Annotated in this window: 22 protein-coding genes and 1 tRNA gene; 19 read left to right on the forward strand and 4 right to left on the reverse strand. The window is 50.8% G+C overall.

All coding sequences use genetic code 11. The features are described 5' to 3' along the window. Positions 1–14: 14 nt before the first annotated feature. Both BZJ19_RS06160 and BZJ19_RS06165 read left to right on the forward strand, forming a co-directional pair. Complete coding sequence (locus BZJ19_RS06160) at positions 15–938, forward strand: ABC transporter ATP-binding protein (protein ID WP_069586432.1); 924 nt, start codon at positions 15–17, stop codon at positions 936–938. Continuing rightward, entirely contained in the window at positions 935–1,705 is a 771-nt protein-coding gene (locus BZJ19_RS06165) for an ABC transporter permease (RefSeq protein WP_069586433.1), read from the forward strand. Before BZJ19_RS06160 ends, BZJ19_RS06165 begins: the two co-directional genes overlap by 4 nt. An 86-nt stretch (positions 1,706–1,791) precedes the next feature. Here BZJ19_RS06165 and mrcB read toward each other — a convergent pair whose 3' ends face one another. Together mrcB and hrpB are read right to left on the reverse strand one after the other, a co-directional pair. Then, positions 1,792–4,125 carry a penicillin-binding protein 1B gene (mrcB, locus tag BZJ19_RS06170; protein WP_077674977.1) on the reverse strand — a complete coding sequence of 778 codons (2,334 nt, stop codon included), beginning with the start codon at positions 4,123–4,125 and terminating at the stop codon, positions 1,792–1,794. 8 nt (positions 4,126–4,133) lie between these two features. Then, positions 4,134–6,587, reverse strand: coding sequence for an ATP-dependent helicase HrpB (hrpB, locus tag BZJ19_RS06175; protein ID WP_077674978.1), 2,454 nt, complete (start codon positions 6,585–6,587; stop codon positions 4,134–4,136). A gap of 65 nt (positions 6,588–6,652) precedes the next feature. On the opposite strand from hrpB, the gene thpR reads away from it, so the two are divergent. From thpR to panC, 8 genes are all read left to right on the forward strand, one after another. Beyond that, entirely contained in the window at positions 6,653–7,210 is a 558-nt protein-coding gene (gene thpR, locus BZJ19_RS06180; protein WP_077674979.1) for an RNA 2',3'-cyclic phosphodiesterase, read from the forward strand. Positions 7,211–7,212: 2 nt separating this feature from the next. Beyond that, on the forward strand, positions 7,213–7,935 hold the full coding sequence (gene sfsA, locus BZJ19_RS06185) for a DNA/RNA nuclease SfsA (protein ID WP_077639554.1): 723 nt from the start codon (positions 7,213–7,215) through the stop codon (positions 7,933–7,935). Between the two features lie 124 nt (positions 7,936–8,059). Continuing rightward, positions 8,060–8,509 (forward strand): RNA polymerase-binding protein DksA, encoded by a 450-nt coding sequence (gene dksA, locus BZJ19_RS06190; RefSeq protein WP_069586438.1) that lies wholly within the window; start codon positions 8,060–8,062, stop codon positions 8,507–8,509. A 165-nt stretch (positions 8,510–8,674) separates the two neighbouring features. Continuing rightward, the gene (gene gluQRS / locus BZJ19_RS06195; RefSeq protein ID WP_077675069.1) at positions 8,675–9,559 is read left to right on the forward strand and encodes a tRNA glutamyl-Q(34) synthetase GluQRS; all 885 of its coding nucleotides are present in this window, start codon (positions 8,675–8,677) and stop codon (positions 9,557–9,559) included. Positions 9,560–9,662: 103 nt separating this feature from the next. Continuing rightward, positions 9,663–11,021 carry a polynucleotide adenylyltransferase PcnB gene (pcnB, locus tag BZJ19_RS06200; protein WP_069588471.1) on the forward strand — a complete coding sequence of 453 codons (1,359 nt, stop codon included), beginning with the start codon at positions 9,663–9,665 and terminating at the stop codon, positions 11,019–11,021. After that, a complete protein-coding gene (gene folK / locus BZJ19_RS06205; protein WP_077674980.1) occupies positions 11,018–11,509 on the forward strand; it encodes a 2-amino-4-hydroxy-6-hydroxymethyldihydropteridine diphosphokinase in 492 nt (163 codons plus the stop codon). Before pcnB ends, folK begins: the two co-directional genes overlap by 4 nt. 35 nt (positions 11,510–11,544) lie before the next feature. Next, positions 11,545–12,339 (forward strand): 3-methyl-2-oxobutanoate hydroxymethyltransferase, encoded by a 795-nt coding sequence (gene panB, locus BZJ19_RS06210; RefSeq protein ID WP_077674981.1) that lies wholly within the window; start codon positions 11,545–11,547, stop codon positions 12,337–12,339. Between the two features lie 11 nt (positions 12,340–12,350). Further along, positions 12,351–13,244: a pantoate--beta-alanine ligase gene (gene panC, locus BZJ19_RS06215; RefSeq protein ID WP_077674982.1), complete on the forward strand. Its 894-nt coding sequence runs from the start codon at positions 12,351–12,353 to the stop codon at positions 13,242–13,244. Here the strand turns inward: panC and BZJ19_RS06220 are convergent. Together BZJ19_RS06220 and BZJ19_RS06225 are read right to left on the reverse strand one after the other, a co-directional pair. Beyond that, complete coding sequence (locus BZJ19_RS06220; RefSeq protein WP_077674983.1) at positions 13,241–14,503, reverse strand: cyclic di-GMP phosphodiesterase; 1,263 nt, start codon at positions 14,501–14,503, stop codon at positions 13,241–13,243. The two genes, panC and BZJ19_RS06220, sit on opposite strands and share 4 nt — an antisense overlap. A gap of 430 nt (positions 14,504–14,933) precedes the next feature. Continuing rightward, positions 14,934–15,009: transfer RNA gene (locus tag BZJ19_RS06225), tRNA-Phe, on the reverse strand. A 369-nt stretch (positions 15,010–15,378) separates the two neighbouring features. Here BZJ19_RS06225 and BZJ19_RS06230 point away from each other — a divergent pair. Genes BZJ19_RS06230 through BZJ19_RS06270 form a run of 9 tightly spaced genes read left to right on the forward strand, consistent with a single transcriptional unit; the run spans position 15,379 to position 24,097 of the window. Continuing rightward, positions 15,379–15,636, forward strand: a complete 258-nt coding sequence (locus tag BZJ19_RS06230; protein ID WP_077674984.1) for an STAS domain-containing protein — start codon at positions 15,379–15,381, stop codon at positions 15,634–15,636. Positions 15,637–15,657: 21 nt separating this feature from the next. Further along, positions 15,658–16,017, forward strand: a complete 360-nt coding sequence (locus BZJ19_RS06235) for a response regulator (RefSeq protein WP_069588426.1) — start codon at positions 15,658–15,660, stop codon at positions 16,015–16,017. Between the two features lie 21 nt (positions 16,018–16,038). Then, on the forward strand, positions 16,039–18,153 hold the full coding sequence (locus BZJ19_RS06240) for a chemotaxis protein CheA (protein ID WP_077674985.1): 2,115 nt from the start codon (positions 16,039–16,041) through the stop codon (positions 18,151–18,153). A 9-nt stretch (positions 18,154–18,162) separates the two neighbouring features. Continuing rightward, complete coding sequence (locus tag BZJ19_RS06245; protein ID WP_077674986.1) at positions 18,163–18,660, forward strand: chemotaxis protein CheW; 498 nt, start codon at positions 18,163–18,165, stop codon at positions 18,658–18,660. Between the two features lie 11 nt (positions 18,661–18,671). Beyond that, positions 18,672–19,142, forward strand: a complete 471-nt coding sequence (locus BZJ19_RS06250) for a chemotaxis protein CheW (protein WP_077674987.1) — start codon at positions 18,672–18,674, stop codon at positions 19,140–19,142. 3 nt (positions 19,143–19,145) lie between these two features. After that, complete coding sequence (locus tag BZJ19_RS17380; RefSeq protein WP_077674988.1) at positions 19,146–21,545, forward strand: methyl-accepting chemotaxis protein; 2,400 nt, start codon at positions 19,146–19,148, stop codon at positions 21,543–21,545. Between the two features lie 2 nt (positions 21,546–21,547). Beyond that, on the forward strand, positions 21,548–22,393 hold the full coding sequence (locus BZJ19_RS06260) for a CheR family methyltransferase (protein WP_235608158.1): 846 nt from the start codon (positions 21,548–21,550) through the stop codon (positions 22,391–22,393). Position 22,394: 1 nt separating this feature from the next. Further along, positions 22,395–23,045, forward strand: coding sequence for a chemotaxis protein CheD (locus tag BZJ19_RS06265; protein WP_077674990.1), 651 nt, complete (start codon positions 22,395–22,397; stop codon positions 23,043–23,045). Continuing rightward, positions 23,045–24,097, forward strand: coding sequence for a protein-glutamate methylesterase/protein-glutamine glutaminase (locus tag BZJ19_RS06270; RefSeq protein ID WP_077674991.1), 1,053 nt, complete (start codon positions 23,045–23,047; stop codon positions 24,095–24,097). Before BZJ19_RS06265 ends, BZJ19_RS06270 begins: the two co-directional genes overlap by 1 nt. The last annotated feature ends 435 nt before the right edge of the window (positions 24,098–24,532 follow it).

The raw sequence follows: 24,532 nt of genomic DNA on the forward strand, positions 1-24,532 counted from the left end.
CGTAACGGGAGCTTATGAAAGCAATCGAAATTAAGGACCTGGTGAAAACGTACGGGTCCAATGTCAAGGCGCTTAAAGGGGTATCGCTCTCCGTGGAGGAGGGCGATTTTTATGCGCTATTGGGGCCTAATGGGGCGGGAAAATCGACCACCATTGGCATCTTGAGCTCACTGGTCAACAAGACCCAAGGTCAGGTGAGCATTTTTGGCTACGACTTAGACACGCAAAAGGTGGAAGCCAAAAAGCAAATTGGCCTTGTGCCGCAAGAGTTTAACTTTAACCAGTTTGAAAAAGTGCAGCAGATTGTGGTGAACCAAGCTGGATACTACGGTGTGCCGCGTGCTCAGGCCAAAGAGCGTGCGAAAAAATACCTCTCTCAGCTCGACTTGTGGGATAAACGCCATGAGCCGGCACGGAACTTATCGGGTGGGATGAAGCGTCGTTTGATGATTGCCCGCGCGTTAATGCACGAGCCTCGCCTATTGATCTTGGACGAGCCGACAGCTGGGGTGGATATCGAACTGCGTCGCTCGATGTGGGACTTTCTCAGTGAGATAAACCGCCAAGGGATCACCATTATTTTGACCACCCACTATCTCGAAGAAGCGGAGATGCTGTGTCGAAATATCGGTATCATCAATCGAGGCGAGCTGGTGGAAGACACGTCCATGAAAGCACTGCTTGCCAAGTTGGACGCGGAAACCTTCATTCTTGATTTGCAGCCTGGACATAAGCTCAGCACCTTAGAGGGCGTGAATTGGCAAAAAACCGACACTAACACCCTTGAAGTGGAGGTGAATAAATCAGTCGGGCTGACGCCGGTATTTGAACAGTTGTCGCAACAAGGTGTGCAAGTGCTGTCGATGCGAAACAAGGCGAATCGTCTTGAGGAGTTGTTTGTCACCTTGATTCAGCAAAACGGGGAGGGCCACGCATGAATGCCTTGTATTGGGTCGCTTTTCGTACCCTGATCCACAAAGAAGTGGTCCGCTTTACACGTATTTGGGTACAGACCTTGGTGCCACCAGCGATTACCATGAGTCTCTATTTTATTATTTTCGGTAATCTGATTGGTTCTCGCATTGGTGAAATGGAAGGTTTCACCTACATGGAGTACATCGTGCCCGGGCTTATCATGATGTCGGTGATCACCAACTCTTACTCGAATGTGGCATCGTCCTTCTTTAGTGCTAAGTTCCAACATAACATTGAGGAGTTGTTGGTCGCGCCCATTCCAAACTACGTGATCATTGCCGGCTACATTGGCGGTGGCATGTGTCGCGGGCTGGCTGTGGGGGCCTTGGTGACCATGACGTCGCTCTTTTTTGTCGACTTGCAAATCGCGCACCCTTTGATTGTTATTACGACCGTAGTGCTGACATCGGCGGTGTTTGCGCTGGGGGGATTAATCAATGCTATCTTCGCCAAAACCTTCGACGATATAAGCTTGATCCCAACCTTTGTCCTCACGCCATTGACCTATTTAGGCGGGGTCTTTTACTCGCTATCACTGTTGCCAGAGTTTTGGCAGGGCGTGTCAAAACTGAACCCGATTGTGTATATGGTTAACGCTTTCCGTTACGGCTTTTTGGGTGTCTCGGATGTGGGAATTACCACCTCGTTTGGTGTCTTGCTGCTGTTTATTGCGGGGCTGTATGCCTTGGCATGGGGATTAATTTCTCGAGGCACCGGATTGCGCAGCTAAGCTAGGGTCAATCCATGGCTAAGATGAAGCCATCTGATTGAGCGTTAAAAAGCCCCAGCAATCCAAGCTGGGGCTTTTAGGTTTTGTCAGTTAAACAAGCCTTTCAGCCATCCGACTGGGTCTGGTTTATCACACCGTTTCGCCAACTCACCATTCGGATCCCACATTGGGAGTTTTTGGTTACCGTAACAGTCCAGTTGATAGCGACTCGCGTTATGCTGCACGGTGACGGTGGTGACTTGTGCAGGCCACGAGACGCTGAGGTTGCTCGCACCGCGGCGCGTGAGGTAATCGTCATAGACACGCAACGCCCCTGATGCACCGGTCAGTCCCGTTGATTGGTTGTCATCGCGGCCCAACCAAATAGTGGTGACTTCCTTATCATCCATGCCAACAAACCAGCTATCACGGTTGTCGTCGGTTGTACCTGTCTTACCGGCGAGCGCAAACTGACCATGATGTTGCTGCAAGTAGCGGCCCGTTCCTTGTTGAACGACTTGTTTCATCGCATATAAGGTTAACCAACCGGCTTGCTCTGGTACCACACGCTCCGCTTTGGGCCAGTTGCGATAGAGACTATGGCCTTCTTTGGTGGTCACAGCCCGCAGTGCGGTGAGAGGCGCGCGCTGACCAGCACTGCCGAGCGTTTGATACATCTGAGTAACATCAAATGGACTCATGCTAAATGTACCAAGCAGCACGGATGGCACACGTGGAATGGCATCGGTATTCGCGCCCAGCTTGCCAAAGGTGTCAATCACTTCACCTAAGCCCAGTTGCATGCCGAGATTCACCGTGGGCACGTTATACGACTTGGCCAGAGCCGTGAGCAAAGACACACTACCTCGGTATTGGCGGTCATAGTTTCGTGGTTGCCAACTGCTGCCTTGACTGCCCTCAAGACGAATGGGTTTGTCGTCAATGTCGCTGGTAAGCTGAAAACGGTTCGGATGGCTTAATGCCGCAAGATACACCGCCGGTTTGGCCAATGATCCAATTGGGCGTTTTGCGTTTAGGGCGCGGTTAAATCCGGCAAAGCCGGGCTTAGCGCCGCCAACCATGGCGCGGACTTCGCCACTGCGACGGTCGGCAATCACTGCTGCGGCTTCCAGTTGGTTACCGGCCCGTCCTTTCAATGCTTTGACCTTAGTGGTCACCGCGCGTTCGATGGCCTGTTGAGAGACAGGATCGAGGGTGGTGAATATGCGCAGACCAGCGCCAGCGGCGTATTTGTCGCCGACCTTTTGACGAATTTCTTCTTTGAGCTGATCAAAGTAAGCCGGTTGGGGGCGCGCCAGCGAGGGCGCGTTTTGAATATCTAGCGGGCGGCTGGCGGCCGCATCATAGTCTGCGCTGGTGAGTAGGTTTTGCTCCATCATTAAACGTAACACGAGATCGCGACGAGTTTTCGCGCGCTCAGGATGACGGAAGGGGTTGTAATAAGACGGCCCCTTGACCATGCCAACTAACAACGCAAGTTGGTCAACGCGCAGCTCGTTGATGGGACGTCCAAAGTAGAGTCTGGCGCCCAATGGAAATCCATGCACAGGCTCACCACGGCTTTGACCGAGATACACTTCATTGAGGTAAGCCTCGAGAATTTTGTCTTTGCTGTACCGAAAATCGAGCAACAGTGCCATATAGGCTTCTTGGACTTTTCGCCACAAGGTACGGTCACGGGTTAAAAACAGGTTTTTGGCGAGCTGTTGGGTCAGGGTTGAGCCACCTTGCACAGTGCGACCTGCACGAATATTGGCCACCAAGGCTCGCAATATTCCCGTTGGCGAGACCCCCTCGTGGTGGTAAAAGTCGCGGTCTTCGGTTGTGAGCAGGGCTTCTACCAGAAACTCAGGAAAGCGCTCTCGGGGTAAAAACAAACGCTGTTCATGGATCCCAGACTCCATCATCCCCAATAACTTGGGTTCAATACGCAACAGCCCAAGCGGTTGGTTGCTGCTCACCTCGGTGATTTTGGTTACTTGGTTGCCGCTAAAGCTTAGCATGGCGTGTCGTGCAGTGGCCGGACCGTCTTCAAAGTCGAACGGACGGCGGATGATTTCTAACCGTGTCTGCGACGCTGAGTATTCACCGGGGCGCTTGGGGTTACGCACTTTTTGGTAGTTGAGCGTATCCAGCTGCTGGCGCAGCTGAACCAAGGAAAAATCGCTCCCCGGTGACAGGCTAATCACACGGCCATAGACAACCCCCGGGAGCTGCCAAATTTGACCACTAAACTTGTCTTGGATTTTGCCATCTAAGTAAATACCGAGGATAACGATAGCCGCTATACCGACCAAACTGCATTTAAAGCCGAAGGTAAGCAAGCGCTTGGTCCAGCTTGGCTTGGCGGTCGCTTTTTTCGTCCGACGGGTCGGCGCGGCGCGTTTTTTAGTGCTAGTGCGTGTTTTTTTATTGGCCATACAATCGGTTAACTCTGGTTAAAATGGCGTTTTGTTTTGCGTGTGGGCACATGGTTGGCTGGGTCATCCGGCCAAAGGTGTTTAGGGTAGCGTCCCTTCATTTCTTTTTGCACCTCTTTGTAAGCCCCTTGCCAAAAGCCCGCTAAGTCTTGGGTTATTTGTAACGGTCGTCCGGCAGGGGACAAAAGTTCTAGCTGGACCGCTACCTTACCATTGGCAAGCGTTGGTGTTTGCGCTTGTCCGTACATCTCTTGCATCTTCACCGCCAAAACCGGTGCCTTGTTGGACTCGTAGCGCAGTCGATAGCGAGAGCCAGTGGGCACCGTTAGGTGAGTGGGTAGGGCGGCGTTAAGGTGTTGCGTCGTCTCATACCCAAACCAAGCTTCAAGTGCTGGTTTTAGATCCAATTGTTTAAGTGCTTGCCAACGCGATAGGCCATGCATAAACGGCGCAAGCCATGTATCGAGGGTGTTAAGCAAGTCCGCATCGCTTAAAGGCGGTAGCGCAATGTCGAGTCCCCACGCTTGTGCGCAGCGCGCCCGTGTGAGTAAGGACTGACTTTCTGGCTGCCAATTCAATGCCTGAAGGCCTTTTTGACGAACCGCATCAAGCAACCCTTGCACTTGCTGCTCCGCGGTGAGCGTATCAAGCGGTTGGCGGCTAAGCACCAGCTCTCCCAAACATTGCTGTTGTTCTGCGCGCAGCGTGCCACGCTGTTCATCCCACGCGATCACTTCTCGGTGTGTAAACAGATCGGGACGAGCCTCATTCAAGGTCGTCAGGGATAACGCAATAGCGCAGTAGGCTCGGCTATCGCTACGCTCACTGGCCATTACATCACAGATCACCAGCGTGTCGGCATGGCTCAGGGGATCCTGGCTGTCGAGTGTGACGCCGTGACCATTTGCCATCACAAAGCGTCCCGATTGCCCACGTGACTGCGCGATGCGATCGGGCCAAACGAAAGCGGCCAATAACGGCAATGCTTGCTCATCGAGCGAGTGAGTCAAACGGATGCCAAGTGCGTGAGCCAGCGACTTGGCCCGTGATTGATGCTCTCGCGATGACATCGCGGCGCGAACCTGATCGATAAGCGATAATGATCCGTTTCCTCTGACCGGTTTATCCACCCAAGCGGCTAACCAGCAAGCAGTCGACTGCGTCGATGTGGCTGCCGTTTCTACGCGTACGAGCATCGCTGCGGCGCGAGGTTGGGCGGCCAATTGGCTAGCCCGTTGCCCGAGCGCGGTGAATGTCTGCCGTATATCCGTTAGGCCCAATTGTGTCAGTCGTTGGCAGGCAGCTTGCCAATGTTTCGCGGGGGGCGCGTCAAGCCAGTGTAAATCTTGGACGTCACAGCCCCATTGGATCACATTAAGCGCCAAGTCGGTTAAGTCTTCGCGCAGAATCGGTGCATCAGGGGATGCTGGCAGACGCTGGAATTGCTCTTCACTATACAGGCGTAAGCAATGCCCCTCGCTGAGTCGTCCGGCCCGTCCTGCGCGCTGAACTGCAGAGCTGCGCGCAATATGCCGAGTGACGAGCTTATCGATACCCGTCTGCGCTTGGTGGGTCACCAAACGTTCAAGGCCAGTATCAATGACTAGCTGGACCCCATCAATCGTCAAACTGGTTTCTGCAATATTGGTGGTCAGCACCAACTTTCGCCTTCCCTTTTGCGCAGGCGCGATAGCCGCTTGCTGCGCTGAAAAGTCGAGGCTACCGTGAAGCAGGTGTAAATCCATGTCATCGGGAAGCGTGTTTTGTAGCGCTTGATGGACGCGGCGTATTGCCTGCATCCCGGGCAAAAACATCAGTGCCGAGCCTGAGTGTTGTCGGATAAAGTCGAGACTGGCGCGTGCCACCGCACTTTCCCACTGGTCACGGCGAGCGATTGGCTGATAGTGATAGTGAATTGGAAAGCTTCGCCCTTCGGTGGCGAGTACCAATGCGTCAGGCAGACATTGACATAAGGCGTGATTGTCTAAGGTCGCTGACATCACAATTAAACGTAAGTCGTCGCGCAGGCCAGCTTGGCTGTCGAGGCTCAAGGCCAGCGCCAGATCGGCGTGTAAACTGCGCTCGTGAAACTCATCGAATAGGATCAGGCTTACGTCTTCTAGCATGGGGTCTTGTTGCAGTAAGCGCGTCAGGACACCTTCGGTAACTACTTCTAAGCGGGTGTTGGCACTGACTTGTGTGTGGCCACGCATTCTCAGTCCCACGGTTTGTCCAACTGGTTCATTTAACTGTTGCGCTAAAAAAGCAGCGATGTTTCGCGCAGCTAAACGTCTTGGTTCAAGGAGTAGGATTTTGCCGGTTAAGGCGGTGCGTTCGAGCAGTGCGAGTGGCAGGCGCGTTGACTTACCGGCGCCCGGTGGCGCCGATAAAATGATTTGTGGGTACTGGCGCAAGCCGTCAATTAACGGCGGAATCACGGCATCAATCGGAAGCTGAGACAAGCGTTTGCCCTTTGTGTCAGAATCAAAGCGGTTATTTTAACGAACCAGACGCAAAAGGAGACCCCATGCGAGTATTTTTCGCGCTGGGCTTGAATGAGAGCGTGAACCTTGCTGCCAGAGAGGCGCTGGCTGACTATAAAAATCAGCTATCCGGGGAAGGACGCGCCGTGCCTGACGCCAACTTGCACCTCACGCTAGCATTTTTAGGGGACGTGCCAGAGGCGGTGTTACCAGCGTTGTGTGAAGAGGCCAACGCTATTCGTCTCTCCTCATTCTCCCTGACATTATCACAATTAGCCATCTGGTCAGGGCCAAACATCGCTTGTGCCACCGTCGCGACGCCGCCCGCTATGTTGTGCGATCTGGCCCATCGCTTAAGCCAGTTAGCAGCTTGGCCAGCACAGCGTGATAGTCATGCGTTTACTCCTCACATCACTTTACGTCGAGGGGTTAAAACCGTTCAAGGTTTGGACGGACCGGCGCTACCACCGCTAACATTTACTTGCCAACGCTTTGGTCTCTACGCTTCGCCTTCTCATCAAGCCACACATGGCCAGCGTGATAGTGAGGGGAGAGCCTTATACCAATGCTTACACGCGTTTGATCTTACTAGCAGGAATTGAGCATGCTGTTTTCACCACCACTCCAGTCGGCGACCTTAGTGCGCCGTTATAAACGCTTTTTAACCGATGTCACGCTGGCCAATGGCGATACCTTGACGATGCATTGTGCCAATACAGGCGCTATGACGGGGTGTGCAACTCCCGGCGATACCGTGTGGTATTCCACGTCGGACAATGCAAAGCGTAAATATCCGCATAGCTGGGAGCTCAATTATACTCAGCAAGGCCACTGGATTTGTGTCAATACGGCCCGCGCCAACACCTTAGTGGTTGAGGCGATTGAGGCAGGGCGTATTCCTGAACTAGCCGGCTATGCACAATTACAGACAGAAGTACGCTATGGCAGCGAAAACAGTCGCATAGACCTTCTATTACGTGACGATGACAAAACGGACTGCTATATAGAAGTAAAGAGTGTCACCCTATTAGAGGAGGACGGCTGGGGAGCCTTCCCAGATGCGGTGTCAACCCGAGGGCAAAAGCATCTGCGTGAACTGATTTCAATGGTCGAACAAGGCCATCGTGCCGTATTACTGTTTGCTGTTTTGCATTCAGGGATTGAAAAAGTCACCGGTGCCCCCCATATCGACGCGGACTATAATCAGTTATTAAATGACGCGGTGGCGGCGGGTGTGGAAGTAATTTGTTACCAAGCTGAGTTGTCGCCAAGTGAGCTAATACTGGTTAATTCCGTACCTTTTGTTGCGAATACAGCAAAAGTGTAGACATGTTCACACTGGGCGTAGCAGGGCGTAAATCAAAGATTGCCACCCTATAGGCTTTCTGATATAGATAGCGCCCTCATTTGACTGACACGGGTCATGTCAAGGTGTTTTTAGGAGAAGCTGAATGCCAGAAAGCAAAGAAAAGAAATCGCTGGGCATCCTGGCCATTGCCGGATTAGAGCCATACCAGGAGAAGCCTGGTGAGGAATATATGGGCGAGCCACAGCTCGAGCATTTCCGTAAAATCCTCAACGCGTGGCGTAATCAGCTCAGGGAAGAAGTCGATCGTACGGTTAACCATATGAAAGACGAAGCGGCAAACTTTCCCGATCCTGTTGACCGAGCGGCGCAGGAAGAGGAGTTCAGTTTGGAGCTGCGTAACCGCGATCGTGAGCGCAAGTTGATCAAAAAAATCGACAAAACCCTACAACGCATTGAAGACGATGACTTCGGTTTTTGTGACTCGTGTGGTGTGGAAATCGGTATTCGTCGCCTTGAAGCGCGTCCGACCGCCGAGCTATGTATCGACTGCAAAACGCTTGCTGAGCTTAAAGAAAAGCAAATGGCGGGCTAATTGCCCCGACAGCCAATGCAGTGAATTGGCGGTATACCCAATTGGATAAAAGGGAGCTTTGGCTCCCTTTTTGTGTCTTGGTATGCTTGTGTTCCGGCTATATCCCCGTACAATTTGCGCTATTCCTTGTTGCCACTGGCTAATGCCCTTGATTACCCGCTTATCATGACCTCGCACACGCACTATATTGGCCGCTTTGCGCCTTCACCGTCTGGTCCTTTGCATTTTGGCTCTTTGGTCGCGGCATTAGGCTCCTACCTAGATGCGCGCGCCCACGGAGGACAATGGCTGGTGAGAATCGAAGATATTGATCCGCCGCGAGAGGTCGCAGGGGCGGCGAGTGATATTTTGCAAACACTCGAAGCCTATGGACTGCATTGGGATGGTGCGGTGCGGTATCAAAGTGATCACTTGCTTGATTACCAAGCGCAGATTGATGCGTGGTTAGCATCGGGCGAGGCGTACTATTGCACGTGCACACGTAAACAAATTAAAGCGGCAGGTGGGATCTATTTAGGGACATGCCGAGAGACGCATCAGGGGCCAGAGCAAGCGGCGGTACGCTTGAAAAGTCCGGCTGCGATTCTCGCTTTTGAGGACCGGCTTCACGGTACGCTGGACATGGATGCGGCACTTGCCAGTGAAGACTTTATTATCAAACGGCGTGATGGTCTGTATGCCTATAATCTCGCGGTGGTCTTAGATGACATTGACCAAGGCATTACTGATGTGGTGCGCGGCGCGGATTTAATTATGCCCACAGGGCGTCACATTGCCTTGTATCAAAAGCTGGGTAAGGTGGCACCACGCTATCTACACTTGCCCTTGGCAGTCAATGCCGATGGGAACAAATTATCTAAGCAGAATCATGCTCCCGCGATTAATCGTGCCGACCCAATGCCAGCGTTACTAGCCGCATTAACGTTTTTGGGAATGCCATTTTCTCCTGATTGGCGCTCGGCGAAACCGGGAGAATTATTGGCAGAAGCGGTAAAAAGATGGTCAATAGCCACCCTGCCACGGGAAACAGAGGTAAAGACAGCATTCTAAAATTTCCCACCCTGATATATTATATGCCGCTGTTTCATGGCCCGAACTGTAAATGACGAGGTGAGCTATCTTTAATCGAGTGACCAGCTTTTGCCGTAAGGTTCTGAATCGTGATAATAAATCACGAGCAATAGAGGATCTTAAGTTGGAAGTTATCCCCCGCAAAGCACATGGCATTTCGCGAAAAGGTATCAGCGAAAATGCGCTGAAAGTGCTCTATCGCCTGCATAAAGCGGGCTATGAGGCGTACCTCGTCGGTGGCGGTGTGCGTGATTTACTCTTGGGGCGTGACCCCAAAGACTTTGATATCGCCACTAATGCCACGCCAGATGAAGTGCGTAAGTTATTCCGAAACTGCCGCCTTGTCGGACGGCGATTTCGTCTTGCCCATATTCTGTTCGGCCGTGATGTGATTGAAGTGGCGACCTTTCGAGGTCATCACACAGATCCAAAGAAAAGTAAGCACACGGCGCGTTCAGAAGACGGTATGCTGCTAAGAGACAATGTCTATGGCAGCATTGATGAAGATGCACAACGTCGAGATTTCACCGTTAACGCGCTGTATTACAACATCGCTGATTTTTCGATTCGTGATTACGCCGGTGGTGTGGACGACCTGAATAATCGAATTATTCGTTTGATTGGTGATCCTGAAACGCGCTATCGCGAAGATCCGGTGCGGATGTTGCGAGCGGTACGCTTTGCCGTCAAGCTCGATATGACCATCAATCCGGCCACGGCGGCACCGATTGAAACGTTGGCACCGTTACTACAAGAAATCCCGTCGGCGCGCATGTTTGAAGAAAGTCTGAAACTGCTACAAGCAGGTCAAGGCTTGGCAACCTATAAAATGTTGCGAGAGTATCATCTCTTCGAACAGCTTTTCCCTGCGGTTGCGGCGCACTTTACCGAAGAGCACACCAGTCAAACCGAACAAATGCTTGAGCAGGTCTTAAGCTCCACGGATAAACGGATCGCCAACAGTCAACGGATTAACCCGGCCTTTTTGTTTGCGGCCATGCTTTGGTATCCCGTGGTAACACGTGCTGAGGAGATGACGTTCGAAAGTGGCTTAAGTTATTACGATGCCTTTATGGTGGCCGCTAACGACATCCTTGACGAGCAAGTGAAAACTGTGGCAATTCCACGCCGTTTCACGGCAATGGTACGAGAAATTTGGCAACTGCAAATGCGCATGACGCGTCGCACAGGGGCTCGCGCCTTCAAGTTGCTTGACGAATCCAAATTCCGTGCCGCGTTTGATTTGTTAGAAATGCGTGGTGCGGTTGAAGGCGGAGATACTGAGGTGCTTGGTGCATGGTGGCGTGATTTCCAACGTGCCGACCAAGGTGGCCGACAGAAAATGGTCCGCGCCATTAATAAAGTCAGTAACACACGTAAGCCTCGTCGTCGTAAGCAAGCGCCACGACGACGTAAACCACAATCGAATTCATCGTCATGAATCGTGTGTTCATCGCCATTGGTAGTAACTTGGGGAACCCGATAGAAAAGGCGAACCAAGCGATTGCTGCCTTAAAGCAATTGCCGCAAAGTCAGTTTGTTGCGGCATCTCCGCTTTACACGAGTAAACCTATGGGGCCAGCGGATCAACCGGATTATATCAACGCGGTGATTGCGCTGGACACCCACCTTGACCCTTTGACACTATTGGATGCAACACAAGCGATTGAGCTTGATTATGGCAGGGAACGCAAAGCAGAACGCTGGGGGCCAAGAACCTTGGACCTCGACATTTTGCTCTATGGCAATCGCGTCATCGATCATCCGCGACTGACGGTGCCACACTACGGCATGAAAGTGCGCGAGTTCGTGCTTTATCCACTTGCCGACATAGCCCCCGACTTGTGCTTGCCCGACGGCAGCACCCTCGCCGCGAGCCTGACGCGCGTCGATCGTAATGGTTTAACCCGTATTAGCGATCACGCTTAATCGGTGGGCCCCAGTTTCAGGCTTTGGGAGACATAATGAAAAAAATCACAATCACTGATCTGATGACATGGAAGCAGCAGGGCCAAAAGTTTGCATCACTGACGGCTTATGATGCGAGTTTTGCCCAATTGTTCGAGCAACAGGAAGTGCCTGTTTTACTTGTGGGCGATTCGCTTGGAATGGTTCTACAAGGAAAGAGCGATACCTTATCGGTGTCGGTTGAAGAACTGGCTTATCACACCCGTTGCGTGCGTGCGGGTAGCCCAAATAGCTTGTTGATGGCAGATATGCCATTTATGAGCTGTGCCACACCGGAGCAAGCCTGCGCCAATGCTGCTGAGCTGATCAAAGCTGGCGCCAATATGGTAAAAATTGAAGGCGGATCATGGCTGGTGGATGCGGTGAAAATGCTGACCGAGCGCGCCGTACCTGTTTGTGTGCACTTGGGTCTCACCCCGCAATCGGTCAATATTTTCGGTGGCTTTAAAGTACAAGGCCGTGATGAAGATAAAGCTGAGCAAATGGTCGCTGATGCGATCGCGCTAGAAAAAGCCGGCGCGCAGATTATCTTGTTGGAATGCGTTCCCGCCTCACTGGCCAAGCGCATTACTGACACCGTGTCGGTACCCGTGATTGGGATTGGCGCGGGCGGTGACACCGATGGTCAAATTTTGGTCATGCATGATATGCTCGGTGTTTCTGCCAATTACATGCCTAAATTCTCAAAAAACTATTTGGCGGAAACTGGCGACGCGCGTGAAGCGGTGGCTAAGTACGTCAAAGAAGTAGCAAGCGGCGAGTTTCCGGGTCCCGCACATACGTTTAAATAGAGAGGCCGAGTATGCAGGTGATTTCTGAGGTTGCGCCGCTGCGCGATCAGATTAGCCAGTGGCGAAAAGCCGATAAACGCATTGCGTTTGTACCCACAATGGGCAATTTACACCAAGGGCATTTAACGCTGGTACGTAAGGCGCGTGAGCTTGGTGAAGTGGTAGCGGTGAGCATCTTTGTGAACCCGATGCAGTTTGACCGTGCAGACGATCTTGCCAATTATCCACGAACCTTGGAAGACGATTTAGCCCAATTACGCGAAGAGGGCGTCGATCTTGTCTTCACCCCGAGTGCTGAGGTGCTTTATCCTCAAGGGCTTGATACGCACACCACGGTGGACGTCCCTGGGCTCTCTACTATGTTAGAAGGCGCATCGCGTCCCGGACATTTTCGTGGGGTGGCGACCGTCGTCACTAAGCTCTTTAACCTAGTACAGCCCAGTGTGGCGTGCTTTGGCGAGAAAGACTTCCAGCAACTTGCTGTCATCCGCAAAATGGTCACAGATATGGCGATGCCTATTGAGATTGTTGGTGTGCCAACCGTGCGTGAGAGTGATGGTCTGGCGATGAGCTCTCGCAATAACAATCTGACTGTCGATGAGCGTCAGCGTGCGCCTGTGCTCGCGAAAACGATGCGTTGGATGAGCGCACAAATGCGTAATGGCCGTCGTGATCTGGACGATCTGATTGAAGATGCGCACGATCAACTCCGTGCCGCTGGCCTGCAACCGGATGAGTTTTATATCCGTGATGCGTCAACCCTTGGCCAAGTCACAGAAGACAGTCGTCAAGCCGTTATCTTAGTGGCGGCTTACTTGGGACAAACCCGTTTGATTGACAATATGGTGGTTGAATTACAGCGTGCCGCGGACAAGACAGAAAAAGTCGAGTCGGCCAGTCACTAGCCATCCCCATCCATAAAGTAGGAAATCCGTGTTCTCGGTTTCAAATAATCTTTAATTTCCTGCGGTAACTTAGAGATAGGCACGGCGGTGTCTATCTCTAAATCACTCTCTCGCATATCAATAATGGTCGCTTGATCCGCTGGAATTTCTGGGTCGTAAAGCATGACGTTGGGTTTCAGTAGAGCACTACTATTGACCGATATGATCATTCCCGTTTCACCACTTGAAAGCCTCACCACGGTACCGGGTGGATACACGCCCATCATTTTGACAAACAGCGCCAGTAATCTCGGGTTGAACTTGTCTTTGTTGTCTTTAAAAAGATGAGATAGGGCGGCAAATGGCATGCGTGCTGGTGCGCCAAATTGAGGGCGACATAACCGATCGTAAAAGTTCACCATGCTGACGATTTGCGCCATCTCATCAATAGCATCGTCCTTGAGCGCATTGGGAAATCCACTGCCATCTGCATATTCATGGTGCTGGGCAAGGATCTTCTCAATGCTAGGCGTACACTCATCCATCTCGGTAATCAGCTCCGAGCCGTAAGCGACATGCAAGCGATAGTAATTCATCTCAGGTTCAGTCAGGCGCTCTTTTTTACGAATAATCGCTGAAGGGACTTTTTTAGTCCCGATATCATGAAGAACGGCGCCGGTCAAAAGAGCACGGATTTTATCATTGTCGTAGCCATTGCTTCTGGCCAGCATCAGGGCCAATACTGCGACGTTCAATGAGTGCGCATACATATCTTCCGCAAGCGAAGGGTCGTCCATCAAATGAAGAGTGACGTTTGCTTCGCCGCCAAATACCATCATGCTGTCAACCAGCATGCGGACATCCTCATTGGCGGCTTGGGGGCGCTGTGACACCTTCATGTTGATAGCGCGAAGCTGTGCCATAGAACGTTGGTAGTGTTGCTGTACTTTCTGAATACGGGCGCGAAAACGGCGTTGCTCTTCTATCCGCTTCTGCTTTTCTTGCTCCATGGCTTCTTTTTCACGGTGGACAGCGTTGGGATCCACTTCGTCAGGATTTTCCGTTTTCTCAGCAAGCGCAGGCAGAGGCGTCGAAATGCTTTTATCTGGGTAGTAATACACGAAACTAATCGGGAGCGAGCGAATCACCTTGGCTTGTGCATCGCTCTCAATTTGAAAACGATTCAGCATAAAAGGGTGATCACGCCACTTCAGTGGGAGTTTTATGTACAAACCGGCTTGTAGCCGTTCGGTCGAAAGCTTAATGCTACCTGCTGCCATGCTCACTCTAGGGGATTTGCGCCTGTTCGGTCCGTGAATGAATGTGGTGTTACGCCATACTATCAGTACTGTATGCGGTTTAATGCGGGGTGCCACACAGACTATTGATATCTCTGATATCCCCACTCAATCATGTTGCCACTGATGTATTACAAAGATAGCCGACTTTAATTGATTCGTTGAGCGTTTTTCCCTAGCGAGATAGGTAAACCAATATGAGGTGAGATGGACAGACGATAAACGTGAGTGTGGATATAGCGAGATAAAAAATAGATAAAAAAAATCCCCACTCGTGTGAGCAGGGATTTTCATAAACATGGTGCCCGGAGGCGGAATCGATTACGGCCTGTAAGGTGCGGCCTGCAAGGCCACCGACACGGTGTCGGCATAAAAAAATCCCCACTCGTGTGAGCAGGGATTTTCATAAACATGGTGCCCGGAGGCGGAATCGAACCACCGACACGGGGATTTTCAATCCCCTGCTCTACCGACTGAGCTATCCGGGCTAAGGAGCGCTATTTAATAGTATTAACTGCATAATGTCAAAGTAAATTTCAGCTCAAACGCCTAACAAACAATATTCGTTACAGATTACACCCTGTTTTGTACGAAGTGTGAGCATTCTCGCTAATTTCAAATCCGGCATGCGGCATGCATTTCTTCATACGCCTTTGTTTCGTCGTCCCATCCAGTGTTTAAGTGACTGTATTTTTTTGTCTTTACTGTCCAATTTTCCCCCTTCTGATGGTTGTATTTCTGAACATTCTCTTTGTATTTGCGTGGCTAAAAAACCGTCACTTAGCCGATAGTTGCTACACTTATAAAGCGAAACAAAAAACATATGTTTCTAAACAACTAGTTAGAGCGGGTTTGTGATGGATATTACCCTTGGCGAGTCATTGGATATCACCCAAATTCAATCAATTAAAGAAGAAATCGCAAACAAAATCGGCGACGAAAAGCAGTGCATTCTAGACGCGGGAAGCGTCAATCGGATTGATGGGGCGGGCTTGCAGTTATTACTTTGCTTGGTCCGGACCCAAGAGCAACTGCAATGGCAAAACGTGTCTGAAAGTCTTTATGGCGCGGCGCAAACCGCAGGCATGGTCGAGCTACTAAAGCTCAATCGTTAAACATGGAGATGGGGTAAGAGGATGGCAAATATACTTGCAGCAGATGATTCAGTATCCATTCGGCAAATGGTGAGTCATACCTTGAAAGAAGCCGGTTACCAAGTTGAAACGGCAAACGATGGCGCAGACGCATTGCGGAAAGCGAAAACCAAAAAATTCGACCTCATTATTTCAGACGTCAATATGCCAGTGATGGATGGGTTGGAGTTTGTGCGACAAGTGCGGGGTGTGCCGCAGTACAAATTCACCCCCATCTTGATGCTGACCACCGAAACATCAGCAGAGAAAAAGTCGGCCGGTAAAGCTGCCGGAGCGACGGGCTGGATCGTTAAGCCGTTTAATCCAGACACCTTACTGAAAACACTACAGCGCGTGTTGTAAGGCGCATCGACGGAGGGTTCTATGGCCATGGACATGGACCAGCTACGGCGTATTTTTTATGAAGAATGCCGCGAGAATCTGGAAGTGCTGGAGCGAGAGTTATTGGCTCTCGACCCCGAAGCCACTGACCTTGAATCGATTAACACCATATTCCGCGCTGCTCACTCGATTAAAGGGGGGGCCGCGACATTTAATCTCGATGATATCAGTCATTTCACCCATGACATGGAAACGCTGCTTGATGAAGCGCGTGAAGGGAAACGTCAGTTAGATAGTCACACTATTGATGTGCTGCTGCGTGGTGGGGACTGTATTTTGTCTATGTTGGAGTCGTATGAAAACGACACTGACTATGACAGCTCTGAACGTGATGCGGTGACTGAAGCGCTAAACACCATCATGGGAAACGCGGCTGCTGCGCCCTCCGAAGAGCAAACGCCTGACGTCGCTGATGTCCCGGCTGTCTCGGTAGCGGGCGAGTGGCTGGTTGGTTTTGAGCCTCACCCAGACATGTTGTTTTCCGGTAATGATCCGGTGCGTATTCTTCGAGAGCTCGAAGCACTGCCCGGCGGGGCGGATATTGAGTGTGACCCTTCTGCACTGCCTGATTTTAATGAACTCGATCCCGAGCAATTGTTCTTAAAATGGCAAGTGCGCGTTGATGGCCATGTTCCCCGTGAAGATATCGAAGCGATTTTTGATTGGGTCGAAGATGAGTGTGAGCTGAGTATTACGCGCAATGAGGAAGCATCGACAGGATCCGCTTCTTCGGCTACTACTTCGGCTTCAGAGAATATAGCGGCTTCTGACAACGCGCCTGTGGCATCAGCGCAGCCTGCTGAGGAGCAAACATCGGACAAGGCTCAGACGGCCAGCAAGTCTAGTAGCAAAAAAACAGCGCCCAAACCTGCAGCGAAAAGTGATGCTAGCGTTTCCTCCATTCGTGTTGAGATCGACAAAGTCGATAACCTGATCAATTTGGTCGGCGAATTAGTGATCACACAATCTATGCTGGCTGAACTCAGTAGTAACTTCTCTCCAGAAAAACTCGAGCAACTCCAGTCAGGCCTCGAGCAGTTGATGCAAAACACCAAAGAGCTACAAGAGAGTGTGCTCGATATCCGCATGTTGCCGATCAGTTTTGCCTTTAACCGTTTCCCTCGTTTGATTCGCGACCTGTCATCACAGTTGGGTAAGCGTGTAGAGCTCATGATTGAAGGGGAAAGCACTGAACTGGATAAAACGGTTTTAGAGCGTATCTCCGACCCGCTGGTGCACTTGGTGAGAAATGCGGTCGACCATGGCTTGGAATCCCCCGAAGAACGCAAAGAAAAAGGCAAACCTGAAACCGGGCTAGTGCACTTGAATGCCTATCATCAAGGCGGCTCTATTGTGATTGAAGTCAGCGATGATGGTGCCGGACTTAACAAAGAAAAAATCTGGCAAAAAGCGCTGGCTAAGGGCCTCATCTCAGATGACTTACCGATTGATGAGTTGACGGACACGCAAGTGTTCAATCTTGTGTTTGCACCGGGCTTTTCAACCGCTGATCAAGTATCAGACGTATCAGGGCGCGGTGTGGGGATGGACGTCGTACGCCGTAATATCGAGCAGTTAGGCGGTAATATCGATGTGCACTCAGCACCTGAAAAAGGCAGCACATTCAAAATCAGTTTGCCATTAACGCTGGCGATTTTGGACGGACAACTCGTTAAGGTGGCGGGCCAAGTTTATGTGGTGCCACTTATTTCTATTATTGAATCCATTCAAATTGATAGCCAACAAATTAAAACCGCGTCTGGCGTACAGCTTTATCGCCTACGCGATGAAAACATCCCAATTTTGCTTTTAAAAGAAGAGTTTGGGTTAGGGCACTGTGGCGAGGATCTCGATAAGCAATTGCTTTGCTTGGTTGAAGCGGGCGATAAGAAAGTCGGGCTGTTGCTCGATGAATTACTGGGTCAGCAGCAAGTCGTGATCAAAAGCTTAGAGTCTAATTATACCCGCGTGGCAGGTATTTCCGGTGCCACTATTTTGGGTGACGGCTCGGTATCACTCATCCTCGATATTCAAGGGCTCATTACGCAATTCTTGTCGCGAGTCAGTGACGCTAGCGGTCATATCGCCGCGGCATAAGGAGAGGCCATGCAGAATCTGATGCAGTCTGAAGACGTGGTGGACATTGACGATCGCGTCGATCGTTTACAAGGCAGCGATTACCTGAGCTTCGATTTAGCGGGTGAGCTTTATGGCGTGGATATCCAAACCGTCGAAGAGATCCGAGTTTGGGAGCCACCAACACTACTGCCGCGCTCACCGGCGTTCATACTCGGCGTCATTAACCTGCGCGGCATGATAGTGCCTGTCATGGATCTACGTGTGCGGTTCAACACCAAAAAAGCGGACTACCACCGTGAAACGGTCGTGCTGATTTTACGCGCCAGTGAGGCTGCGAACCACAAGGTCATGGGCGTTGTGGTAGATGCGGTATCAGATGTGGTGGATCAAGGCGAAGGGCAGATTATGCCACCTATCGGTGATTCCCAAGTGATTGCCTACGTAAGTGGTTTGCTCAATGTCGATCAGCGGGTGATGTCATTGGTCAATGTTGATGAGCTGCTGCGTATCGAGCACTGGATATAGGTGAAATAAATATGGAGCAATCACGAGAGTATTTGAGTTTTTTATTGGAAGACGAAGAGTACGGCGTGCACATCTTGGATGTGAAAGAGGTTCGCGGTTGGTCACAAGTGCGACGCATTCCTAATTCGTTGCCGCACATGTTAGGTGTGCTGGAGTTGCGGGGAGAATACATCCCCATCATGGATATTCGCCAGTGTTTTGGTATGCCGCCAGCCACGCTGACCTCAATGAGCGTGATTATCATCGTAAGAGACAAGCAAGGTATCTCGTTGGGCATCGTGGTCGATGCCGTTGCAGAGGTACATAACTTGAGTTCAGAGCAAATTAAAGCCCCGCCTGGGCTACATCGACGCGAAGAGTGGTACATGGAAGGGATCGCCTCGGTGAATGATAGGCATGTGGTTCTGATTAATTTAGAGCAGTTATTTGACTTTGATCAGTTACAGCAAACAGCACAACCCGAGATCGCGAACGAGGACTAGAATATGGCGTGGTTTAAAAGGGAAGTACAGCAAGAGCAACAAACCCATCAAACAAAGCAGAATGTGCAGCTTCTTGCGGCACTCAATGTCGCGCCTGCTGCACTCATTATGCTCGACAATCAACTGCAAATCACATTGATTAACCGACGGGCATTGCAGTTGTTGCAATGTTATCAAGCGGCAATTCGAGAGCGTGGCAATGCCGAATTTACTGCTCAAAGCGACATGCTTTTTGGCAAACCAATGAGTGCGGTATTGCCATCAGACTTAGTCGATTATCAGCAATGGCAGCAGCTATTAGACGACAAGCCCTCGGTGCAAAATATTGAAATTGGCGCTGGGAAGCTGCGCGTGTCTGCCAGCAAAGTGACGGATGGACAAGGCTTTAGTGTTGAGCTCAGTGATATCACTGCACGTGCTCATCAAAGCGAAGAGCACAGTTTGCTAAAAGGGGCATTGGATAACACCCACAGTGCTTTTGTTATTTTGGGGCTGCATGGTGAGATCATGCATGTGAATGAGCAAACCGTCCGGTTGTGTAAGCAGCACGAGCAGACATTTCGCAGTAAAAACAATGCGTTTGTCGCGAATCGTGACGACATTATCGGTAAGCAAATCGATTACCTGTTTCCGCAGCTTCAGCGTGACACCTTCCTGTCGCCGAATAACTTACCCATTAATCGTGATATTCGCTTTAAATCAGCCCGTTTTGAGTTTCATGCGACGGCAAGTTATGACCGACACGGTAGCCATGTCGGCACCACCATTGAGTGGCGTGACGTAACAGAACGGCGCAAGAAAGAGGCAGAGCGTTCTCTGCTGGCCGCTGTGGTAGAAGGCATGACCACCAATGTCATGTTAGCGGACAAAGACGGCATTATCCGTTATCTCAACCCTGCGGTGACAGAGTTGTTTAATAGTCGTGAAGAGGAGATGCGCCAAATTTATCCTGGATTTGCTGCCGATAAATTGGTGGGTACCAGCATTGATCAATTCCACAAAAACCCAGCGCACCAGCAGTCGGTGATTGCTTCCCCGGAACGTATGCCGTTTAAAGCCGAAATTACCGTAGGTGAGGTGGAATTTGCCCTGCTCTGTATCGCCCTTTATGACGATGATGGCGAGTACATTGGCCCTGCGCTTCAATGGGAAGACATTACCGAGCAAATGGACGGTCAGCGTCAAATTGAGCGATTGATTGCCAAAGCGGCAGACGGCAATTTAAGCGATCGAATGAATACTAAGAAGTACCGTGGTGCGATGGCTAAGTTGGGTAACGGAATTAACCAATTACTCGATAGCTTTATTGATCCATTGAATGAATGTATCCGCGTGATGCGCGGGGTATCAAAAGGCGACTTGCAAACCAATAYGCCGGAGGATTACAAAGGGGACTTTGAAGACCTAAGCCAAGCGGTGAATGCTTCAATCAATAACTTGCGCAATATGGTGGAGAAGATCACCCATTCTTCAGCTCGTGTGGCGTCTGCTTCCGCTGAGATTGCCGAGGGTAACAACGATCTGAGTGAACGTACTGAAGAGCAAGCGGCCAACTTACAGGAAACCGCGGCGAGCATGGAGCAGATGACGGCTACGGTGAAGCAAAATGCGGAAAGTGCGGCGTCAGCCAACACCTTATCGTCTAAAGCCAGTGAAAAAGCGCGTAAAGGCGGTGAAGTGGTCAAAGAAACCGTTGAAGCCATGGCCGAAATCAATGATGCGAGTAAGAAAATTGCTGACATCATTGGCGTGATTGATGAAATCGCTTTCCAAACCAACCTATTGGCGCTGAATGCGGCTGTTGAGGCGGCGCGAGCAGGCGAGCAAGGTCGAGGCTTTGCTGTTGTTGCGGGCGAAGTCCGTAATTTGGCGCAGCGCAGTGCCGGTGCCGCCAAAGAAATTAAAGAACTGATCAAAGACAGTGTCGAGAAAGTCACCCAAGGCTCGAAACTGGTCGATGAATCTGGGGAGATGCTGGAAGAAATTGTCTCTTCTGTGATGGAAGTGTCTCAGCTTATCGACAAGATCAACGCCGCGAGCCAAGAGCAGGCGACCGGAATCGACGAGATCACCCGCTCGGTGGCGCGTATGGATCAAATGACGCAGCAAAACGCAGCCTTGGTGGAAGAAGCGGCAGCGTCGAGCCAATCAATGCGTGATGAAGGCGCGGAGCTTATCAACTTGATCGGTTTCTTCCAAGTCGATATTGATGCCGAAAAGTTGGTCGACAAGCAACTTGCACAATCGAATGCGAAACCCGCTTCCCCCCGTCCTTCGGTCGCGGCGAAGAAAGAACCAGCGCCTTATCGCAATGGAGAAGCCGCACCAGCAGCTCGGCTAAAAGCGGTAAATTCGGGAAAAAGCGCGGCGTCTGAAGTCAGTGATGAGTGGGAGGAGTTTTAAGCGTGAGTGCACCGGTTAGCTCGTCATCCGCGAGCGGATACCCATTCAGCCAAACGCATTTTAAGTTTGTGCAGGCATTTATGCTGAATGAAACCGGTATTTCGTTGGCGGACAAAAAGAAGAGCATGGTGTATGGCCGTTTGGCGCGCTGTTTGCGCCGAACGGGCGTGGCAAACTTTGATGACTATTTCGCGTTGGTGGAGAAAAGTGCGGATGAGCGAGTGGCCTTTATCAATGCGCTCACCACCAATAAAACACAATTTTTTCGCGAGCGTCATCACTTTGATTTCCTTGCCCATCAGTTGATCCCACAGTGGCAACAACGTAAGCAAAATCGGGTGAGGATGTGGTCGGCAGGGTGCTCCACCGGTGAAGAGCCTTACACCATTGCGTCGGTATTAGCGGGTCACGGCATGATTGGTGGTCAAATGGATGTTCATTTATTGGCAACCGATCTCGATACCCAAGTATTGAACACGGCGAGCAACGGCACTTACAGCTTGGAGGTTGTCAATACCATCCCATCCGAGTATCTCAAACCGGGATTTCTAAAAGGAAAAGGGATTAAGCAGGACTTGTTTAAAGCCAAACGAGCGCTACGCGACATTATTAGTTTTAAGCAGCTTAACCTAAAAGGTGACTGGCCTCACAAGCATGCAATGGATGCGATTTTTTGTCGTAACGTGATGATTTATTTCGAGCGAGAGACGCAGCAATGGTTAATTGAGCGCTTTTGGCGCCAATTAGCGCCGGGCGGCATTTTATTTATCGGCCACTCTGAAGGGATTGGAAAAATGGCGGATAAATTCGACAACCTCGGCCATACCATGTATCGCAAACGGGAGTGATATGCACCAAGCACTAGAACTGCACCATCATGCCCAAGAAAAAACCGTAAAGCGTTTTTTTAGTCCAGAGCATGACAGGCACATGGTGAAATTGAAGCCGGGAGAGATTTACGTCAGCTCGGACGACGAGCTTATCGCGACAGGGTTAGGGTCGTGCATTGCTGCATGTATCTGGGATCCTTTAGCCAATATTGGTGGCATGAATCACTTTATGTTGCCACTTAAAGATGGCGAAGCGGCGAAGGAATGGAGTGCAGAGCAATATTTGTCTCACGCGGCGCGGTACGGCAACTATGCCATGGAGATCCTTATCAATTCCTTGTTGCAACAAGGGGCGTTAAAAAATCGGTTACGCGTCAAGCTCTTTGGTGGGGGCAATATCATGGGGCAGAACATTGCTATAGGGCGAAAAAACATTGAGTTCGTTCGTCGCTATGTTGCCAATGAAGATCTGACCTTAGTCTCGGAAGACCTTGGCCAGTCTTTTCCCCGTCGTGTGTTGTTTGATCCTAGAACYGGAAAAGCTTGGGTGAAGAAAATTCAGTCACTCAGTCAAAAAGAGCTGGTGGCAGAAGAGGCCCAATACAATCAACGCTTGCTCCAAGAATCTCGAGATGACAGCGCTGATGATCAAGATGTGGAGCTGTTTTGATGAGTAAGTATCGCTATAAAGTATTGATCGTGGATGACTCACCGCTCTATCGAACATTGATTCGGGAGTGTCTGGAGAGTGACCCTGCCCTTGAGGTCATTGGAGCGGCGGCAGACCCTTATGAAGCACGGGAAAAAATTAAAAAGTTTAACCCAGATGTAATCACGTTAGACATTGAAATGCCGAAGATGAACGGTATTCAATTTCTTAAAAATTTGATGCGTTTACGGCCAATGCCTGTGGTGATGGTGTCGACTTTGACCCAGCATGGGGCCGAGGTCACTTTATCGGCGCTGGAGATTGGTGCTGTCGACTATGTGCCTAAACCGTCTGCCAATATTGCCACTGCCATAGCCCAAGAACGGGATGAGCTGGTGAGTAAAGTGAAAGCGGCGGCACAAGCCAACATCGGTCAACCCCAGTGGGGCAAACAAGCAGCACCCGTGCAGGTTAATCGCCATCATTACAACCGCAAAGGATATGAAATTATTGCGCTGGGTGCCTCCACTGGCGGTACAGAAGCGCTGCGTGGCGTGCTTGAACGGCTGCCCGAACACATGCCGCCCATCGTAGTAACCCAACATATTAAGGCCGCTTTTTGTGGGCCTTTCGCTCAGCGGTTAGACCGAGCTTGTCGTCTGTCAGTCGAAGAAGTAACGGCTGATCGCATGCCGCTTATCCAAGGGCATGTTTATGTGGCGCCGGGCGATCGCCACCTTACGGTGGTGAATCGACAAGGGCATTTATATTGCCAACCGACGGATGAAGCGCCGGTCGAGCGTCACCGGCCGTCTGTTGATGTGATGTTTTCCTCTGTTGCAGAAGCCGTCGGTGCAAAATCGGTGGGGGTCATTTTAACTGGAATGGGACGAGATGGGGCCTCCGGTCTTCTAAAAATGCACCAAGCGGGTGCATTAACCGCGGCGCAAGATCAAGCCAGCTCTGTGGTGTGGGGGATGCCACGTGTCGCTATTGAACTCGGGGGCGCATCACAAGTCCTTCCGCTCTCTAATGTGGCAAATTTCTTAGTGGAGACAGTCTATGGCAAGTGATTCTAAGCCCCTAATATGGCCACCGTTATTAACGTTACTTCTCACGATTGGCTTTGCGTTATGGTCGATGACGTGGCAAGCCGGTGTGTTTGCTGTGTTGGTCATTGCATTAATGGGGGGGCAGCTTCTTCATTTATCGAAAAAGCGTTCTTCGGTTGATACGGAAGAAGGGGCATATATGGTGGAAAAGGATGCACCTGAACAACTGTTACGCCGTATTCATCATATTTTATCGATTGAGTTAGTACCAATCCGTGAGCAGTTAGCGCGTCAACGAGAGGTGATTGATGAATCGGTTGAGAGCCTAAATGGAAGCTTCTTTAGTATGCAAAGCGCTTGTCAGGACCAAGTTGCAACCGCGACCAGTATGGCGAATGAATTGCTGCACAATGAAGAAAGCGAGTACAGCCTGACCAAAGTACTGCCCGAAACTGA

It is taken from the genome of Salinivibrio proteolyticus (assembly GCF_001996165.1).
GTDB lineage: Bacteria > Pseudomonadota > Gammaproteobacteria > Enterobacterales > Vibrionaceae > Salinivibrio > Salinivibrio proteolyticus.

Bases quoted from the DNA above. Each gene is read 5' to 3' on its own strand.
- BZJ19_RS06160 (WP_069586432.1), top strand. From the start codon at position 15: ATGAAAGCAATCGAAATTAAGGACCTGGTGAAAACGTACGGGTCCAAT.
- BZJ19_RS06165 (WP_069586433.1), top strand. From the start codon at position 935: ATGAATGCCTTGTATTGGGTCGCTTTTCGTACCCTGATCCACAAAGAA.
- mrcB (WP_077674977.1), bottom strand. From the start codon at position 4,125: ATGGCCAATAAAAAAACACGCACTAGCACTAAAAAACGCGCCGCGCCG.
- thpR (WP_077674979.1), top strand. From the start codon at position 6,653: ATGCGAGTATTTTTCGCGCTGGGCTTGAATGAGAGCGTGAACCTTGCT.
- sfsA (WP_077639554.1), top strand. From the start codon at position 7,213: ATGCTGTTTTCACCACCACTCCAGTCGGCGACCTTAGTGCGCCGTTAT.
- dksA (WP_069586438.1), top strand. From the start codon at position 8,060: ATGCCAGAAAGCAAAGAAAAGAAATCGCTGGGCATCCTGGCCATTGCC.
- gluQRS (WP_077675069.1), top strand. From the start codon at position 8,675: ATGACCTCGCACACGCACTATATTGGCCGCTTTGCGCCTTCACCGTCT.
- folK (WP_077674980.1), top strand. From the start codon at position 11,018: ATGAATCGTGTGTTCATCGCCATTGGTAGTAACTTGGGGAACCCGATA.
- panB (WP_077674981.1), top strand. From the start codon at position 11,545: ATGAAAAAAATCACAATCACTGATCTGATGACATGGAAGCAGCAGGGC.
- panC (WP_077674982.1), top strand. From the start codon at position 12,351: ATGCAGGTGATTTCTGAGGTTGCGCCGCTGCGCGATCAGATTAGCCAG.
- BZJ19_RS06220 (WP_077674983.1), bottom strand. From the start codon at position 14,503: ATGGCAGCAGGTAGCATTAAGCTTTCGACCGAACGGCTACAAGCCGGT.
- BZJ19_RS06230 (WP_077674984.1), top strand. From the start codon at position 15,379: ATGGATATTACCCTTGGCGAGTCATTGGATATCACCCAAATTCAATCA.
- BZJ19_RS06235 (WP_069588426.1), top strand. From the start codon at position 15,658: ATGGCAAATATACTTGCAGCAGATGATTCAGTATCCATTCGGCAAATG.
- BZJ19_RS06240 (WP_077674985.1), top strand. From the start codon at position 16,039: ATGGCCATGGACATGGACCAGCTACGGCGTATTTTTTATGAAGAATGC.
- BZJ19_RS06245 (WP_077674986.1), top strand. From the start codon at position 18,163: ATGCAGAATCTGATGCAGTCTGAAGACGTGGTGGACATTGACGATCGC.
- BZJ19_RS06250 (WP_077674987.1), top strand. From the start codon at position 18,672: ATGGAGCAATCACGAGAGTATTTGAGTTTTTTATTGGAAGACGAAGAG.
- BZJ19_RS06270 (WP_077674991.1), top strand. From the start codon at position 23,045: ATGAGTAAGTATCGCTATAAAGTATTGATCGTGGATGACTCACCGCTC.